14 protein-coding genes and 2 pseudogenes are annotated in these 15,596 nt (G+C 62.9%); 9 read left to right on the top strand and 7 right to left on the bottom strand.

Going from position 1 to position 15,596, the window contains the following annotated elements; genetic code table 11:
* Nucleotides 1-102: 102 nt before the first annotated feature.
* The 6 genes and pseudogenes from rplI to ppsA form a co-directional block, all read right to left on the bottom strand.
* Nucleotides 103-555: a 50S ribosomal protein L9 gene (gene rplI / locus CDE01S_RS10080; protein WP_066706572.1), complete on the bottom strand. Its 453-nt coding sequence runs from the start codon at nucleotides 553-555 to the stop codon at nucleotides 103-105.
* 11 nt (nucleotides 556-566) lie between these two features.
* A complete protein-coding gene (gene rpsR / locus CDE01S_RS10075; RefSeq protein WP_066706571.1) occupies nucleotides 567-848 on the bottom strand; it encodes a 30S ribosomal protein S18 in 282 nt (93 codons plus the stop codon).
* A gap of 15 nt (nucleotides 849-863) precedes the next feature.
* A complete protein-coding gene (gene priB / locus CDE01S_RS10070; RefSeq protein ID WP_066706570.1) occupies nucleotides 864-1,163 on the bottom strand; it encodes a primosomal replication protein N in 300 nt (99 codons plus the stop codon).
* Between the two features lie 18 nt (nucleotides 1,164-1,181).
* On the bottom strand, nucleotides 1,182-1,547 hold the full coding sequence (rpsF, locus tag CDE01S_RS10065) for a 30S ribosomal protein S6 (protein ID WP_066706563.1): 366 nt from the start codon (nucleotides 1,545-1,547) through the stop codon (nucleotides 1,182-1,184).
* Nucleotides 1,548-1,631: 84 nt separating this feature from the next.
* Nucleotides 1,632-3,929 (bottom strand): annotated as a pseudogene (locus CDE01S_RS10060) (VC_2705 family sodium/solute symporter).
* An 80-nt stretch (nucleotides 3,930-4,009) separates the two neighbouring features.
* Nucleotides 4,010-6,403, bottom strand: a complete 2,394-nt coding sequence (ppsA, locus tag CDE01S_RS10055; protein WP_066706560.1) for a phosphoenolpyruvate synthase — start codon at nucleotides 6,401-6,403, stop codon at nucleotides 4,010-4,012.
* Between the two features lie 227 nt (nucleotides 6,404-6,630).
* On the opposite strand from ppsA, the gene ppsR reads away from it, so the two are divergent.
* From ppsR to hemP, 8 genes and pseudogenes are all read left to right on the top strand, one after another.
* The gene (ppsR, locus tag CDE01S_RS10050; RefSeq protein WP_066706556.1) at nucleotides 6,631-7,452 is read left to right on the top strand and encodes a posphoenolpyruvate synthetase regulatory kinase/phosphorylase PpsR; all 822 of its coding nucleotides are present in this window, start codon (nucleotides 6,631-6,633) and stop codon (nucleotides 7,450-7,452) included.
* A 382-nt stretch (nucleotides 7,453-7,834) separates the two neighbouring features.
* Nucleotides 7,835-10,075 carry a TonB-dependent receptor gene (locus CDE01S_RS10045; protein WP_066706554.1) on the top strand — a complete coding sequence of 747 codons (2,241 nt, stop codon included), beginning with the start codon at nucleotides 7,835-7,837 and terminating at the stop codon, nucleotides 10,073-10,075.
* A gap of 59 nt (nucleotides 10,076-10,134) precedes the next feature.
* Complete coding sequence (locus CDE01S_RS10040) at nucleotides 10,135-10,818, top strand: Fe2+-dependent dioxygenase (RefSeq protein ID WP_066706552.1); 684 nt, start codon at nucleotides 10,135-10,137, stop codon at nucleotides 10,816-10,818.
* A gap of 4 nt (nucleotides 10,819-10,822) precedes the next feature.
* Nucleotides 10,823-11,947, top strand: a pseudogene (locus CDE01S_RS10035) (alpha-hydroxy acid oxidase).
* A 184-nt stretch (nucleotides 11,948-12,131) separates the two neighbouring features.
* On the top strand, nucleotides 12,132-12,806 hold the full coding sequence (locus tag CDE01S_RS10030) for an energy transducer TonB (RefSeq protein WP_066706548.1): 675 nt from the start codon (nucleotides 12,132-12,134) through the stop codon (nucleotides 12,804-12,806).
* Nucleotides 12,807-12,830: 24 nt separating this feature from the next.
* Complete coding sequence (locus CDE01S_RS10025; protein WP_066706545.1) at nucleotides 12,831-13,541, top strand: MotA/TolQ/ExbB proton channel family protein; 711 nt, start codon at nucleotides 12,831-12,833, stop codon at nucleotides 13,539-13,541.
* An 11-nt stretch (nucleotides 13,542-13,552) separates the two neighbouring features.
* Nucleotides 13,553-13,963 (top strand): ExbD/TolR family protein, encoded by a 411-nt coding sequence (locus CDE01S_RS10020; RefSeq protein ID WP_066706542.1) that lies wholly within the window; start codon nucleotides 13,553-13,555, stop codon nucleotides 13,961-13,963.
* 14 nt (nucleotides 13,964-13,977) lie between these two features.
* Complete coding sequence (hemP, locus tag CDE01S_RS10015; protein WP_066706536.1) at nucleotides 13,978-14,184, top strand: hemin uptake protein HemP; 207 nt, start codon at nucleotides 13,978-13,980, stop codon at nucleotides 14,182-14,184.
* Nucleotides 14,185-14,270: 86 nt separating this feature from the next.
* Here the strand turns inward: hemP and CDE01S_RS10010 are convergent, their stop codons facing one another.
* Complete coding sequence (locus CDE01S_RS10010; RefSeq protein ID WP_066706533.1) at nucleotides 14,271-14,678, bottom strand: GlcG/HbpS family heme-binding protein; 408 nt, start codon at nucleotides 14,676-14,678, stop codon at nucleotides 14,271-14,273.
* A gap of 188 nt (nucleotides 14,679-14,866) precedes the next feature.
* Here CDE01S_RS10010 and CDE01S_RS10005 point away from each other — a divergent pair, with 188 nt between their 5' ends.
* Nucleotides 14,867-15,568, top strand: a complete 702-nt coding sequence (locus CDE01S_RS10005) for a Bax inhibitor-1/YccA family protein (protein ID WP_066706530.1) — start codon at nucleotides 14,867-14,869, stop codon at nucleotides 15,566-15,568.
* Nucleotides 15,569-15,596 lie beyond the last annotated feature (28 nt).

Genomic DNA, 15,596 nt, shown 5'->3' with positions numbered 1-15,596 from the left:
TGGGTAATCTGTGCAAATGCATGTATGGGCGAAAACACCCATCACAAAGACAAAAGCCGCCAGAGACAGGCCCTGGCGGCTTTTGGTGGAGAGAGCCGCAGCTTAAGCGGTTTCGCCGTACACGGAAACGGTGATGTCAACCACCACGTCGGTGTGCAGTGCCACGCTCACGGTGCTGTCGCCGATGGTCTTGATCGGACCATTGGGCATGCGCACTTGGGCCTTGGCAACCTTGTAGCCGTTCTTGGCCAGCTCTTCGGCGATGTCGAAGTTGGTCACGGAACCGAACAGACGACCATCCACACCGGCCTTTTGCGTCAGCTTGATGGTGGTACCAGCCAGCTTCTCGCCCAGGCCTTGCGCTTCAGCCAGTTTGGCGGCAGCCGCTTTTTCGAGTTCGGCGCGCTTGGCTTCGAACTCGGCCTTGTTGGCCTCGGTGGCGCGGCGGGCGCGGCCGGAAGGGATCAGGAAGTTGCGGGCATAACCGTCTTTCACCTTGACGATTTCGCCCAGGTTACCCAGGTTCACGACCTTGTCGAGCAGAATGATTTGCATGGGTCGACTCCTTAGATCTTGTGCTGGTCGCTGTACGGCAGCATCGCGAGGAAACGCGCGCGCTTGATAGCGGTGTTGAGCTGGCGCTGGTAGATCGCGCGGGTGCCGGTCAGACGGGCCGGGATGATCTTGCCGTTTTCGGCAATGAAGTCACGCAGCGTGTCGATGTCCTTGTAGTCGATTTCTTCGACGCCAGTGACGGTGAAACGGCAGAAGCGCTTGCGCTTGAACAGCAGCGACTGGGTATTGCGCTTCGGGCGCTTGTCTTTGTTGAATTTTTTGAACGTGGCCATGGGGGCCTCCTGAAATTAATCTTGACTGAACTCTCGGATGTGGAACACCAGACTCTTGCCGTTACGAGGGGTGGCGACAAAACCGCTGAAGCACCAGACACTGCCAATGGCCTGCTTTGCAAGCCGCTCGGCCAGGGCACCAAAGGCAACCGCCTTGACACTGGCCTTTACCTGCCTGTCCTGCCCTGCTTCCGGCACCATCGACTCATGTTCGAGCTTCAGGTCCAGGGCCGGTAATCCGGCCGGGGTGTAGCGCAAAGGGGCGACCTCGGCGATACAGGCAGTCAGGATGAGCTGGTTGGCGCTGGGATTCACTCCTCGCTATCGGGAAGATCAGGCCTGGAATTCCGCCTGCTGAGCCTTACGGGCGTCTTCACGCTCGACGGTCTTCATCATGGAGGAAGGACCGGTCTCGGCCTTCTTCTTCAGAACCGTCAGGTGACGCAGCACGGCGTCATTGAACTTGAATGCATGCTCCAGCTCAGCCATGACAGCCTTGTCAGCCTCGATGTTGATGCACAGGTAGTGGGCCTTGGCCAGCTTGTTGATCATGTAGACCATCTGACGACGGCCCCAGTCTTCAACACGGTGGATCTTGCCGCCGCCGGCGGTGATCATGCCCTTGTAACGTTCGAGCATGGCAGGAACCTGCTCGCTCTGATCCGGGTGGATCATCAGAACGATTTCATAATGACGCATTGATACTCCTTGTGGATGACCCGCACTCTACGGGCAGAAAAGCCGCCCCAGCGTCTGATGGGTGCGGCAAGGTGAAGCTCTCCATTATATGAGATTTTGCTGGTCCGGTCCATCCTGGCGGCCGCCACGCGTCACCAGGCTGAGCAGCACGGTGACGGCAACCCCCGCCAGGACGCCGAATACCCCGGCAGAAATGGGCTGGATGCCGAACCACAGGCCCGAACCCTGCAGCCCCAGCAGCTGCCGTACGGGTGCGGCATTGATCGCCATGTAATAGACCGTCACACCGACCCCGGCCAACATGCCCGCCACCACGCCGACCCTGGAAGTCTTGTGCCAGAAGATGCCCAGCACCATGGCCGGCACGAATGCCGCCCCCGCCAGGGAAAAAGACATCGACACCAGGTTGAGGATGTCGGCCGGTTTTTGTGCCGCAACATAGGCCGCCGCCAGGGCCACCACCAGCAAGGCGAATTTGGACAGCATCACGCGCCGCATCACACTTGCCCGGTCGTTCTGCCCCTGAAAGTACAGGTCATGGGCCAGCGCATTGCCAATGGTCAGCAAAAGGCCGTCGGCCGTGGACAGGGCCGCCGCCAGACCACCGGCTGCCACCAGGCCAGACACCACATAAGGCAAACCGCCGATTTCGGGGGTGGCCAGCATCACGAGGTCGGCCCCCAGCCTCAGCTCGGAGAACTGCAGGCGATGGTCGCCATTGACATCATTGATGGACAGCAGGGAACTGTCGACCTTGGCCCATTGCGCCATCCAGGGCGGCAAGGATTCGAAGTTCATCCCCGCCAGGTTGCTCATGACCTCGTATTTCACCAGCACCGCCAATGCCGGCGCGGCGAGATAGAGCAAGGCGATGAAGACCAATGACCAGGCCACCGATGTCCGGGTTTAGGCCACCGACGGTGTGGTGAAAAAACGCGTCAGCAGGTGCGGCAAGCCGGCTGTGCCCACCATCAGGCAGAACATCAGCGCCAGGAAGTTCCGGCGCGACAGCTCAAACGCTTGCCGCTCCTCGGGTGTGCCATCCGGATCCCCGGCAAAAGGCTGGGCATGGGGCGGCATGCCCCCCAGCGCCTTGGCCCGGTTGAGGTTTTCCTGCATGGCCCGGGTCCAGGTCTCCCGCGCAGAGACGGGGTCCTTGGGCAACTGGGCCAGTTCACGCCGGGCCGCGAAAATGACTTCAACGTCCGCACGCTCTTCACTGAGCAGACGCAAGCGCTCCTTGAGCAACTTGCGCTCGGAGTCCAGGGCCTCCTCCACATTGCGCAGCTTCAGCTCGAACTCCCGCGCGCGCCGCGCATATTCCTGGATCACCTGCTGCTCTGATGGCGACGCCGCCAGCTGGTTTTCCAGCTGGGTGATCTTTTCCAGCTGCTGGCCATAGACCCAGGGCGCCAGCGGATTCCCGAGCTGCTTGTAGGCCAGCCATGACACGGGGATCAGAAAGGCCAGGATCAAGACCACATACTGGGTGACCTGCGTCCAGGTCACGGCCCGCATGCCGCCGAGGAACGAGCAAACCAGCACCCCGCCGAGCCCCAGCAGAATCCCGATCTCGAAGTGCACGCCCGTCAGCCGGGACGTGATCAGGCCCACCCCATAGATCTGGGCCACAACGTAGGTGAAAGAGCAAAGGACGGCCGCCATCGCGGCAAGACGACGCGGCCAATGGCCACCGAAGCGGACGGCAAAATAATCCGGAATCGTGTAGAGACCCAGTTTGCGCAGATGGGGCGCCACCAGCAGCGCCACCAGGCAAAAACCGCCGGTCCATCCCAGCACATAGGCCAGGCCGCCGGGCTGCGACCCCGTGCCGGAAAAACCTTGCAGGTACAGTCCGCCCGCCATGCTGATGAAGGACGCCGCGCTCATCCAGTCGGCCGCCGTCGCCATGCCGTTGTAGAAGGCGGGAATCCGCCGCCCTGCGACGTAGTACTCATCGGCATCGGCCGTTCGGCTGTAGATCCCGATCACCGCATAAAGGGCAACCGTGGCGGCCAGGAAAATGGCCCCCACCCATTGCTTGGAGAGGCCCAATTGCTCAGCCAGCGCGAGCAGCAGCAGAAAACCGAGCAGGCTGACAACGTACTTGGCGAAGCTGCGGTGCAGCCGACGTTGGTAGACGGCATAGGCCTGGTCGTCAAATGCAGCCGCACCGTGGCGCTCGCTCCGGTTGCTGCGCCAGGCAAACACGGCAACGATGGCAATGAAGACCAGAACGCCGCCCTGGGCGGCGAACCAGAAGCCGAGCGGCCACCCGATGACTACCGTCTGCAGGTCGCGGGCAAAGTAAATGCCGCCAAAGGCGGCAACCAACCACACCAGCAAGAGCAGGCCCCGCAGGGAGAAGCGACCGGGCGTCATCGTGCCCTCCGGCAGAGATGGCCCGGTTGCCTCATGACAGCGCAATCACTTTCAGCGTTGCCATTTGCCTGCGATCTTGCTTACATGCTGGCGATATTGCGCCAGGTCTCGACCACCGTGTCGGGGTTCAGCGAGATCGAGGTGATGCCCTCTTTCACCAGCCAACGGGCAAAGTCGGGATGGTCGCTGGGCCCCTGGCCACAGATGCCGACATACTTGCCCTGCTTGCGGCAGGCGGCAATGGCGCGGCTGATCATCGCTTCCACGGCCGGATCGCGTTCATCGAAGTCCGCCGCCAGCAGCTCCAGTCCGGAGTCGCGGTCCAGGCCAAGCGTGAGCTGGGTCAGGTCGTTGGAGCCGATCGAGAAGCCGTCGAAATGCTCCAGGAACTGGTCCGCCAGGATGGCATTGCTCGGGACCTCGCACATCATGACGATCTTCAGGCCGTTCTCACCACGCTTGAGGCCATGTTGGCCCAGCAGATCAATGACCTTCTTGGCCTGGCCCAGCGTGCGGACAAACGGCACCATGAGCTCGACATTGGTCAGTCCCATCTCGTCACGCACGCGGCGCATGGCCTCGCACTCCATGGCGAACGCCTCGCCGAAATCGGCGCTGACGTAACGCGCGGCACCGCGGAAGCCCAGCATCGGGTTTTCTTCCTCGGGCTCGTAGCGGCTGCCACCAATGAGCTTGCGGTATTCGTTGCTCTTGAAGTCCGACAGGCGCACGATCACCGGCTTGGGCCAGAAGGCCGCTGCAATGGTCGCCACGCCTTCGGCCACCTTGTCGACGTAGAAGGCGCGCGGCGAGGCATGGCCGCGGGCCACCGACTCGACCGCCTTCTTCAGGTCGGCGTCGATGTTCGGGTAGTCCAGAATGGCCTTGGGGTGCACACCAATGTTGTTGTTGATGATGAACTCCAGGCGCGCCAGACCGACGCCGGCATTGGGCAACTGGGCAAAGTCGAACGCCAGCTGCGGGTTGCCGATGTTCATGGTGATCTTGACCGGGATCTCGGGCATGGCGCCGCGCTGCACCTCGGTCACTTCCATCTCCAGCAGGCCGTCGTAGATGCGGCCGGTGTCGCCCTCGGCGCAGCTCACCGTGACGAGCGTGCCGTCTTTCAACGTCTCAGTGGCGTCGCCACAGCCGACCACGGCCGGAATGCCCAGCTCGCGGGCAATGATGGCCGCGTGGCAGGTACGACCGCCGCGGTTGGTCACGATGGCGGACGCGCGCTTCATCACCGGCTCCCAGTTCGGGTCGGTCATGTCGGTCACCAGCACGTCGCCGGGCTGGACCTTGTCCATTTCGCTGATGTTGTGCACCAGACGCACCGGGCCCGTACCGATCTTCTGGCCGATGGCACGGCCTTCGGCCAGCACCGCACTCTGGCCCTTGAGCTTGTAGCGCATCTCGGCGGTGGCGCCGGCCTGGCTCTTCACGGTTTCGGGGCGGGCCTGCAGGATGTAGAGCTGGCCGTCGGTGCCGTCCTTGCCCCACTCGATGTCCATCGGACGGCCATAGTGTTTTTCAATAACCAGCGCGTACTGGGCCAGTTGCTCGACGTCGGCATCGGTCAGCGAGTAGCGGTTGCGCTGTTCGGTCGGCACGTCGATGGTCTTGACCAGCTTGCCGCCGGCCTTCTTCTCTTCCGGCGTGGAGAACACCATCTGGATCAGCTTGGAGCCCAGGTTGCGACGCACCACGGCGCGCTTGCCGGCCTTGAGCATGGGTTTGTGGACGTAGAACTCGTCCGGGTTCACGGCGCCCTGCACCACCGTCTCGCCCAGGCCGTAGCTGGAGGTGATGAAGACCACGTCCTCGAAGCCGGATTCGGTATCGATGGTGAACATCACGCCGGCAGCGCCGAGGTCGGAACGCACCATGCGCTGCACACCGGCCGACAGGGCCACGTCAGCATGGGCAAAACCCTTGTGCACGCGGTAGCTGATGGCGCGGTCGTTGTAGAGGGAGGCGAAGACCTCCTTCATCTTGTGCAGCACCTCTTCGATGCCGTGCACGTTCAGGAAGGTCTCCTGCTGGCCGGCGAAAGAGGCGTCGGGCAGGTCTTCAGCGGTGGCCGAAGAACGCACGGCAAAGGTGGCCTGCGGGTTGCCGGCGCTCAGTTTGGCGAAGTCGTCACGGATGGCTTTTTCGAGATCGGCCGGGAACGGCTGGGCCTCGACCATGGCACGGATTTCGGCGCCCACGGTCGCGAGCGCACGCACGTCTTCGGTGTCGAGGGCATCGAGCTTGGCGTTGATGCGGTCGGCCAGGCCGCCATGCTTCAGGAATTCGCGGAAGGCATGGGCCGTGGTGGCAAAGCCGGTCGGCACACGCACACCCTGCGGCAGCTGCGAGATCATTTCGCCGAGGCTGGCGTTCTTGCCGCCAACCGCCTCGACGTCGGTCATTCTCAGGTTTTCAAACGGTACGACCAGGGCGGTCGGGCTGAAAAGTGCAGACATGGGAAAGCTCCAGAAGTTAAAAACCAGTTCGCGCCTGGCGCCAGTCCTTCCGGGGAACTGGAGGCGCCCATGCCAACGGCTAGCCTTTGCTCTTGTTCTCGTCGGGCGTTGCAGTGCATGGAAAATTCGGGTGGATTGCCGGTATTGTAAGCTCCGTCAGGTAAAACTTCGGCCGGCTTGTCCTGCCCAACCACCCGCCCCCGGCCACCACCGCCTGCCCCGTATCCATGTCCAATCGCACAGTTTTTTTCATCTCCGACGGCACCGGCATCACCGCTGAAACCTTTGGCAATGCCATCCTCGCCCAGTTCGAGACCGAGATGCGGCGTATTCGCCTGCCCTTTGTCGACACCGTGGACAAGGCCCACCAGGCCGTGCGGCAGATCAACCACACGGGCGAAGTCGAGGGCAAAAAGCCGATCGTGTTCACCACCCTTGCCAACGAGGATGTCCACAAAGTCATTACCGAAGGCTGCAAAGGCATGCTGCTCGACATGTTTGGCACCTTTGTCAACCCGCTGGAAATCGAGCTGGGCATGAAGTCGCACCACCGCATCGGCCGCTTCAGCGACGTCAGTAAGAGCCAGGCCTACCATGACCGGATCGAGGCGATCAACTTCTCGCTGGCCCACGATGACGGCCAATCCAACCGCGACCTGGCCAGCTCCGACGTCATCCTGGTCGGGGTGAGCCGCAGCGGCAAGACGCCGACCTCGCTTTACTTGGCGATGCAATACGGGCTGAAGGCCTCCAACTACCCGCTGATTCCCGAGGATTTCGAGCGCCACCAGCTCCCCCCGGCGCTGGTACCGCACCGCAGCAAGATCTTTGGCCTGACCATCAATCCCGAGCGACTGAGCGAAATCCGCAACGAGCGCCGACCAAATTCCAAATACGCATCCCTGCAAAACTGCCGCAACGAAGTGGCCGAGGCCGAGGCCATGATGCGGCGCGCCGGCATCCGCTGGCTGTCCACCACCACCAAGTCGATCGAAGAGATCGCCACCACCATCCTGCAGGAAATCCGCCCCGAGCGGCTGACTTACTGAGACAGCAGCCCGTCAGGCGCACGCCCTGACGTCCCCCTAACAGGCTCACTCTGGGCGCCTATCGCCGCTTGACGGTGTGGTCCGCCAGCCCGCCCGGCAGACGCCGCTGGTGAAGATCACCACGCCAGTCCGCAGCCTGTCGGCCGGGCCTCATCCAAGCACAACCCGGCAAGAGCGAATGGCCTGCGCCAGGCCCAGCCACAGCCGCACAAACAGCCCGCCGCTCCGATTTGCCCATAACTTTCTGATAAACATAATGAGAATGATTTGTATTTGTGTATAATTTCTTTACTTTACTTTTCACGCAGCAAGCCATGCCACGCAGTTCTTGCAATTGCGCCGGTTGTAGCCAGCCAGTCCATCCACCCCAGGCGATACAACCATGTCACAGCGAAAAAAGAACAGCAAACAATCGGCCCAGCGCCCCGTCTTTACAGCGTCGAGCGCTATACATCCAATAGCATCCCCCGCCCTGCTGCCCTTGGGCGCCATGCTGCTGGCCGGCTCCATGAACGCATTCGCCCAGCAGGCTGTGCCGGACAGCGGCAAGACGCTGGCCACCGTGGAAGTGAAGGAAGCGGCCGAAACGCCGGCCTCCAAGACCTCGCTGCGGGCGACCGAGACGGAGATCGGCAAGGGCAAGCAAAAGCTGCGCGACATTCCCCAATCCATCACCGTGATCACGGAGCGCCTGATGGACGACCGCAATCTCGACGACTTCAAGGAAGTGCTGCGCAGCACGGCGGGCGTGACCTTCCAGGCTGGCGAAACCGGCGAAGAGGACATCCGCCTGCGCGGCTTCTCGCTGGTCCAGGCTGGCGACATCTATGTGGACGGCATGCGGGACTCCTCGATCTACGAGCGCGACACCTTCAACTACGACCGGGTGGAAGTGCTGAAAGGCTCGGCCTCCATGCTGTTCGGCCGCGGCTCCACCGGCGGCGTCGTCAACCAGGTCAACAAGAAGCCTTTCCTGATGGATTCGCATGAAATCAAGACCACGGTCGGCACCGGCAATGAACTGCGTGTCACGGGCGATTTCAACCTCAAGACCGGCGACGACGCGGCACTGCGCATGAATGTGATGACGCATGAGGCCGACAACTGGGGCGCCAAGGTCAGCAAGAAGGGCATCGCCCCGACCTACCGTTGGGGCATTGGCACGACGGACGAGTTCTCGGTCGGCCTGTACTACCTCGAGTACAACAACCGCCCCAACTACAACCATCCCTGGATCCTCAGCAACGGGGAGATCCAGACCAAGCTCGATGCCAAGAACTTCTACGGCCTGGCCAGCGACTACAACAAGGGCAAAGCCACTTACGGCACGCTGAACCATGTCCACCGCTTCTCGGACGGCGGCGAACTCAAGACCACCTTGCGCCATGGGCGTTATGAGCGTGACCTGTGGTCCAGCCAGGTCGTGTTCCGGGCGCCGGCCCCCACGACAGTTGCCGCCATCACGGACAGCACGGGCCTGCAACGCAACCCGAAGGGACGCATCGGCATCAGCACGACGACCCTGCTGCAAAGCGACTACAGCAACGACTTCAACTGGCTGGGCAAGAAGCACAAGGTCATCACCGGGGTGGACTGGTCCAACGAAGACGCCCTGCGCAACAACAACTTCCCGGGCGTTACCAGCGGTCTCTTCACGACGGTCGGCACGCCCAACGATGGCGACTCTCGGCCCGACCTGCGCGGCGATGCGCCCATGAACAAGTTCAACGCCCGCACCTTGGGTATCTATGTGCAGGACACCATGGAGCTGACGCCCACCGTCAAGCTGATCGCCGGCCTGCGCAACGACAACTTCAACGCCAGCTACTACACGGCCGCCGGTGCGAGCAACGCACGCTCCGATTCGCTCTGGAGCCCGCGCCTGGGTGCGCTGTACCAGCCGAGCGACACGGCGTCCTACCACGTGTCCTACGGCACCTCGTTCAACACCTCGGGTGACGTCTACCAGTACGCCGTCCAAGGACCGAGCGCCAAGGACGCCAACACCCCGCCCGAAGAAAGCCGCAACCTCGAGGTCGGCGGCAAGTTCGATCTCTTCGAGCGCCGGCTCATGCTCGCGACCTCGCTGTTCTATTCGGAAAAGTACAACGAGCGCAACACCGACCCTGACACTGCCGCCACGCAGCAGCTGCTGTCCGGCAAGCGCCACGCAGCCGGCCTGGACATCGACATTGCCGGGCGCATCACGCCCAAGTGGGATGCCTTCCTGTCCTGGACCTGGATCCCCGAGGCCAAGATTGACGAGAGCAATGTGGTCATCCCTGCCAATGGCACCGGCGCCCAGGGTAAAGGCGATCGTCCCGGTCTGACGCCACTGCACAGTGCCAGCCTGTGGACCACCTACCGCCTGACACCGAAACTGCGCGTCGGCGGCGGCCTCAACTACCGTGACAAGCAGAATCCGGAAGGGGCGCGCCACGTCAGCGCCAAAAGCTTCACTACGCTGGACCTGATGGCCGAGTACATGATCACCGACATGACCTCACTCAAGCTGAATGTCACCAACGTCACCAACGAGTTGTATGCTGACTCGCTGTACCGCGGCTTCTACAGCCCCGGTGCGCCGCAGTCCGTGCAAATGACCCTGAAAATGCAGTTCTAACCCAACCAGGAAAGCGCCCGAGGGCTGGCCCGCGCCGGCCCTCCAGCAAAGCCGCCGCCATGCTGATCCATCTGAAAAACGTCCTCACACCCGAAGAGCTGCACCAGGCACGTACCGTCCTCAATACCGCCTCGTGGCTGGATGGGCGCGCCACGGCCGGGCCGCAGGCCGTGCAAGCCAAGAACAACGAACAACTGCCACAGACCAGTGAAGCAGCGCGCGCGCTGCAGACGCTGGTGCGGCAGGCCCTCAACCGCCATGCGATCTTCTTTTCGGCCGCCCTGCCGAAGAAGATCTTCAACCCCTTGTTCAACCGTTACGGCGGCGAGACCAACTACTACGGCCAACACATTGACGGCGCGGTCATGCACTCGCGCAGCGACGACCAGCGCGTGCGCTCCGATGTGAGTTGTACCCTGTTCCTGGCCTCCCCCGACGAATACGACGGCGGCGAACTGTCCATTGCCGACACCTACGGCAGCCAGCGCGTCAAGTTGCCAGCCGGCGACATGGTGCTCTACCCCAGCACCAGCCTGCACGAAGTCCTGCCCGTCACCCGCGGCCACCGCCTCGCCAGCTTTTTCTGGGTCGAGAGCATGGTGCGCAGCGACGAGCAGCGGCGCCTGCTCTTTGACCTGGACATGAACCTGCTGCGACTGCGTGAGCGCCACGGCGAATGCGCCGAGACCACCGCGTTGACCGGCACCTACCACAACCTGCTGCGCATGTGGGCTGATACCTGAAGCCATGAGCAGCATGCCTGCCCTCGCCCGTCTGCCCGAGCACGTGGTCAGTCTGTCCGACCACGAAGCCCACGCCCGCACACGCCTGGACGACAACGCCTGGGCCTATTTCTGCGGCGGAGCCGCGGACGAAATCACGCTGCGTGCCAACCAGCAGGCGTGGCATGCCTTGCAGCTGCTGCCGCGAGTGCTGCAGCCACTGGCCGGTGGCCACACCCGGGTGCAGTTGCTGGGCCGTACGCTGGCCCACCCCATCCTGCTGGCACCGGTGGCCTACCAAGTCATGGCTCACCCGGATGGTTAACTGGCCACGGCCCATGCCGCCGCCGCACTGGGCGCCGGTCTGGTGCTCAGCACGCAGGCAAGCCTGCCGCTGGAAACCGTGGCACACGCCATGCTGTCGGAGCCCGGGCGTGGCCCGCTGTGGTTCCAGCTCTACCTCCAGCACGACCGCGGCTTCACGCGTGAACTGGTACAGCGTGCCGAGGCGGCCGGCTACGAGGCACTGGTGCTCACCGTCGACGCGCCCACCAGCGGTGCGCGCGACCGCGAGCGCCGCGCCGGCTTCCGCGTACCGCCGGGTGTGCGTGCCGTCAACCTGGACGGCCTGCCCCCGTCCCCCGCCGTGACGCTGGACCCTGGCCAAAGCGCCCTGTTTGACAGCCTGCTGCGTCATGCACCGACCTGGGACGATGTGGCATGGCTGCAGGCCCAGACCCGTCTGCCCATCCTGCTGAAAGGCGTGCTGCATGACGATGACGCACGCCAGGCGGCCCGGCTCGGCCTGGGCGGCGTCATCGTCTCCAACCATGGCGGGCGCACCCTGGATACGGCCCCGGCCACGGCGCATCTGCTGCCGCGCATCGTCGAGGCCTTGGCCGGCAGCATGCCGGTCCTGGTGGATGGCGGCATCCGCCGTGGCACCGATGTCCTCAAGGCCATGGCCCTGGGCGCCCATGCGGTCCTGCTCGGACGGCCCTATATTCACGGCTTGGCCAATGCGGGTGCCGTGGGCGTGGCCCATGTGCTGCGCCTGCTGCGCGATGAGCTGGAAATTGCCATGGCGCTGTGCGGCTGCAGTCGCCTGGACCAGGCAAATCCCAGTCTGCTGTACTCGCCAGCGGCCTGACATCCGCAACGCCAGAAAAGACAAACTATTTAACGACCATATCACGAATACGAATTATTCTCATTTATAATTTTCGCATGATGCTGTTTTTCACCACCATCGCCAGTCTGATTCTGGTCGCCCTCTCGGCCTGCTGGGTCCTCCGAAAATAAGCCTGGCCGCTGGCTTGGCTGCCGCTCAAAATATGACCTTGTCTGAACGTCACGCTCCCGCTCCTTACATGAATCGACGCCTTGCCATCGCCGCCAGTGTGGTGCTGTTCCATATCGCAGCACTCTGGGCCTTGCAGAGCGGGCTGCTCAAGCGGGCGGTGGAAGTGATCGTGCCGGCCGAAGTGCTGAGCGAATTCATCAGCCCGCCTGCCCCCAAAACCGACACGCCACAACCCTCGGCCCCCAAGCCGCAGGTGCAACAGCCGCAAAAGCGCCAAGCGCCACCCGCCCCCCTGCCTGTGGCCACACCGGAACCCGCCCCAGCGCCTGCAGCCCCCATGGGCCAGAGCACTGCGCAACCGGCCGCACCGGTCATGGCTGCGCCGGCGGCCACCGGGCCGGCCACACCGACGGCACCTTCCCGGGTCGAGTTGCCATCCAGCGACGCCGCCTACCTCAACAACCCGAAACCGTCTTACCCGGTTTTGAGCAAACGCCTGGGTGAACAGGGCAAGGTGGTGGTGCGGGTGCTGATTGGCGTCGACGGCACGGCCCAGCAAGCCGAAATCCGGACCTCCAGCGGGTATGACCGGCTGGACCAGGCGGCGCTCACCACCGTGCTCAAGTGGCGTTACGTGCCGGGCAAACGCGGCGGCGTGCCCGAGGCCATGTGGTTCAACGTCCCGATCAATTTTGTTCTTGAATAGTTGTTTGAAGTCTCTGGAGTGTTTATGGAATCGCAATTCGGTTTGTTCAATGTCTGGGCTCAGGGTGACTGGGTCACCCGTTTCGTCGCCCTGCTGCTGCTGGGCATGTCCCTGGCGTCGTGGATGGTGATCGTGCTGAAGGCGCTGGACATCGTGCGCTACAAGAAACTGGCTCGTCAGGCCGAGGCCTTCTGGCACAGCGCCGACTTTGCCGAAGGTCTGGCCAAACTCGGCCCGCAGAGCGAGAACCCCTTCCGCGATCTGGCGGAAGAAGGACGCGAGGCCGCAGCCCACCACCGCAATACCAAGGCCCATCTGCACGACAGCCTGGACGTGAGCGACTGGGTGACACGTTGCCTGCGCAACAGCATCGACCACAGCACCGCCCGCCTGCAGGCCGGCCTGGCCATCCTGGCCTCGGTCGGCTCCACCGCCCCCTTCGTCGGCCTGTTCGGCACGGTCTGGGGCATCTACCACGCCCTCATGAGCATCGGCCTGGCGGGTCAGGCCACGATCGACAAGGTCGCCGGACCGATTGGCGAAGCACTGATCATGACGGCACTGGGCCTGGCCGTGGCCATTCCCGCTGTGCTGGGCTACAACGCGCTGGTGCGCGGCAACAAGGCGATTCTGGGCACACTCAACAGCTTCGCCCACGACCTGCATGCCTACTTCGTGACCGGCGCCCGTGTCGGCGGTGGCGATGCCAAGATCGTCCCGATGAAAAAGGCCTGAAGGATCACACCATGGCTTTCGGAACCCAGGACGACACCGACGAGGTGATGAACGAGATCAACATGACGCCGCTGGTGGACGTCATGCTGGTGCTGCTCATCATCTTCATCATCACCGTGCCGGTGATGAAACACGCGGTCAATGTGGATCTGCCGCAGGCCACCAGCCAGCAGGAGCAGGTCAAGCCCGAAACGGTGAAGCTGTCGGTCGACGCCAGCGGCGCCTACTTCATCAACGAGAACAAGGTCAGCGACGAAGCCCTGCCGGCCCTGCTGCAGGCCGAAGCGGCCAAGAACCCGCAACCTGACCTGCACATCCGCGGTGACAAGAACGTGCGTTATGAGCGCGTGGCGCAGGCCATGGCCATGGCGCAGCAAGCCGGCTTGCGCAAGATCGGCTTCATCACCGAACCGGTACGCTAAGGGCGGTGTGCAGAATGAACTCGCCCTCTGTGCATCAGCCGACAGCCGCGCGCCCCTGCGAGCCGGACCCAAGCAACCTGGGAGCGGCTGCGCCGCAGACGGTGGCCGCCATTAACAGCGCAGCCCTGCTGCAGGGTGGCAAATCGATCACGATCAGCCACAACGGTGAACTCTACCGGCTGCAGACCACGCGCCAGGGCAAGCTGATCCTGACCAAATAGTGTTTTTTATCGTGGGCGACCTGGAGCAAGCACGTTTGTCCAGGGTCGTTTTGCCAGCCAGGGATGCCCCCGGCTGGCCTTTTTTCTTACAGGCCGATGGCGGCAATGCCGGCGCGGGCGATCTGGGCGTCCTCCGACGACTTCACACCGCTGACGCCAACAGCGCCCAGGCACTGGCCGTCCTTCATGATCGGCACGCCGCCCTCCAGCAGGCCGTCCAGGCCAGGTGCGCTGAGGAAGGACACGCGGCCGCCATTGATCATTTCCTCATAGATGCGGCTTTCACGGCAGCCCAGGGCCGCTGTGCGTGCCTTGGCCGGAGCGATCTGGGCCGAAATGGGGGCCACGCCGTCCAGGCGCTGCTGCCACAACAGGTGGCCGCCATCGTCGACGATGGCAATGCTGACCGCCCAGTTGTTCTTCAGCGCTTCGGCCTCTGCCGCAGCGGCAATCAGTTTGACATCAGCGAGTTGGAGCACGGGTTTGCTTTTCATGGTGGAGTCCGAAAGTGGAATGTGACAAGACCCGCAAGCATAGCGGCAGTTACCGGCCCACCGTGGCCGGACGATGCAAAACTGCCATGACCAAATACATAAGAACCGTGGTGATTTGCAGGCTGCGGCTTGAATCATCCTAGAATGACCGCATCTGCTGTTGGCAGCTTTTGAAGGAGATGACCGATATGAACGACCAAGTCCACACCCTGGAGACATCCGGCCGCTTCGGCTATGCGATGTCGCAGGCGCAGCGCAACAAGGTGCTGCGCAACACCTACTGGCTGCTGGCCTTGAGCCTGGTTCCCACCGTGCTGGGTGCCTGGCTGGGCGTGGCCACCGGCATCACCCAATCGCTCAGTGGCGGTTTGGGCATGATCGTCTTCCTGGCCGGCGCCTTCGGTTTCATCTTCGCCATCGAGAAGACCAAGAATTCGGCTGCCGGCGTGCCCGTGCTGCTGGGTTTCACCTTCTTCATGGGCCTGATGCTGTCGCGCCTGATCGCCATGGTGCTGGGTTTCAAGAACGGCACCGACCTGGTGATGACGGCCTTCGGCGGCACCGCCGGCGTGTTTTTTGTCATGGCCACGCTGGCCAGCGTCATCAAGCGCGACCTTTCCGGCATGGGCAAATGGCTGATGGTGGGTGCCGTGGTGCTGATGGTGGGTTCCCTCATCAACGTCTTCGTGGGTTCGAGCGCCGGCATGCTGGCCATTTCGGTGGCGGCCATCGGCATCTTCAGCGCCTACATGCTGTACGACCTCAAGCAGATCATCGACGGCGGTGAGACCAACTACATCAGCGCCACGCTGGCCTTGTACCTGGACATCATCAACGTATTCCAGAGCCTGCTGGCCCTGCTGGGCATCTTCGGCGGCGAACGAGAGTAAGAATCGTCCCGATCCCGATGAAAAAAGG

The sequence above is a fragment of the Curvibacter delicatus NBRC 14919 genome (genome assembly GCF_001592265.1).
In the GTDB taxonomy this organism is placed as follows: Bacteria; Pseudomonadota; Gammaproteobacteria; order Burkholderiales; family Burkholderiaceae_C; genus Hylemonella; species Hylemonella delicata.
Note: the sequence above shows the minus strand (reverse complement) of the source record. Positions and strands in the feature narration are given on the sequence as shown.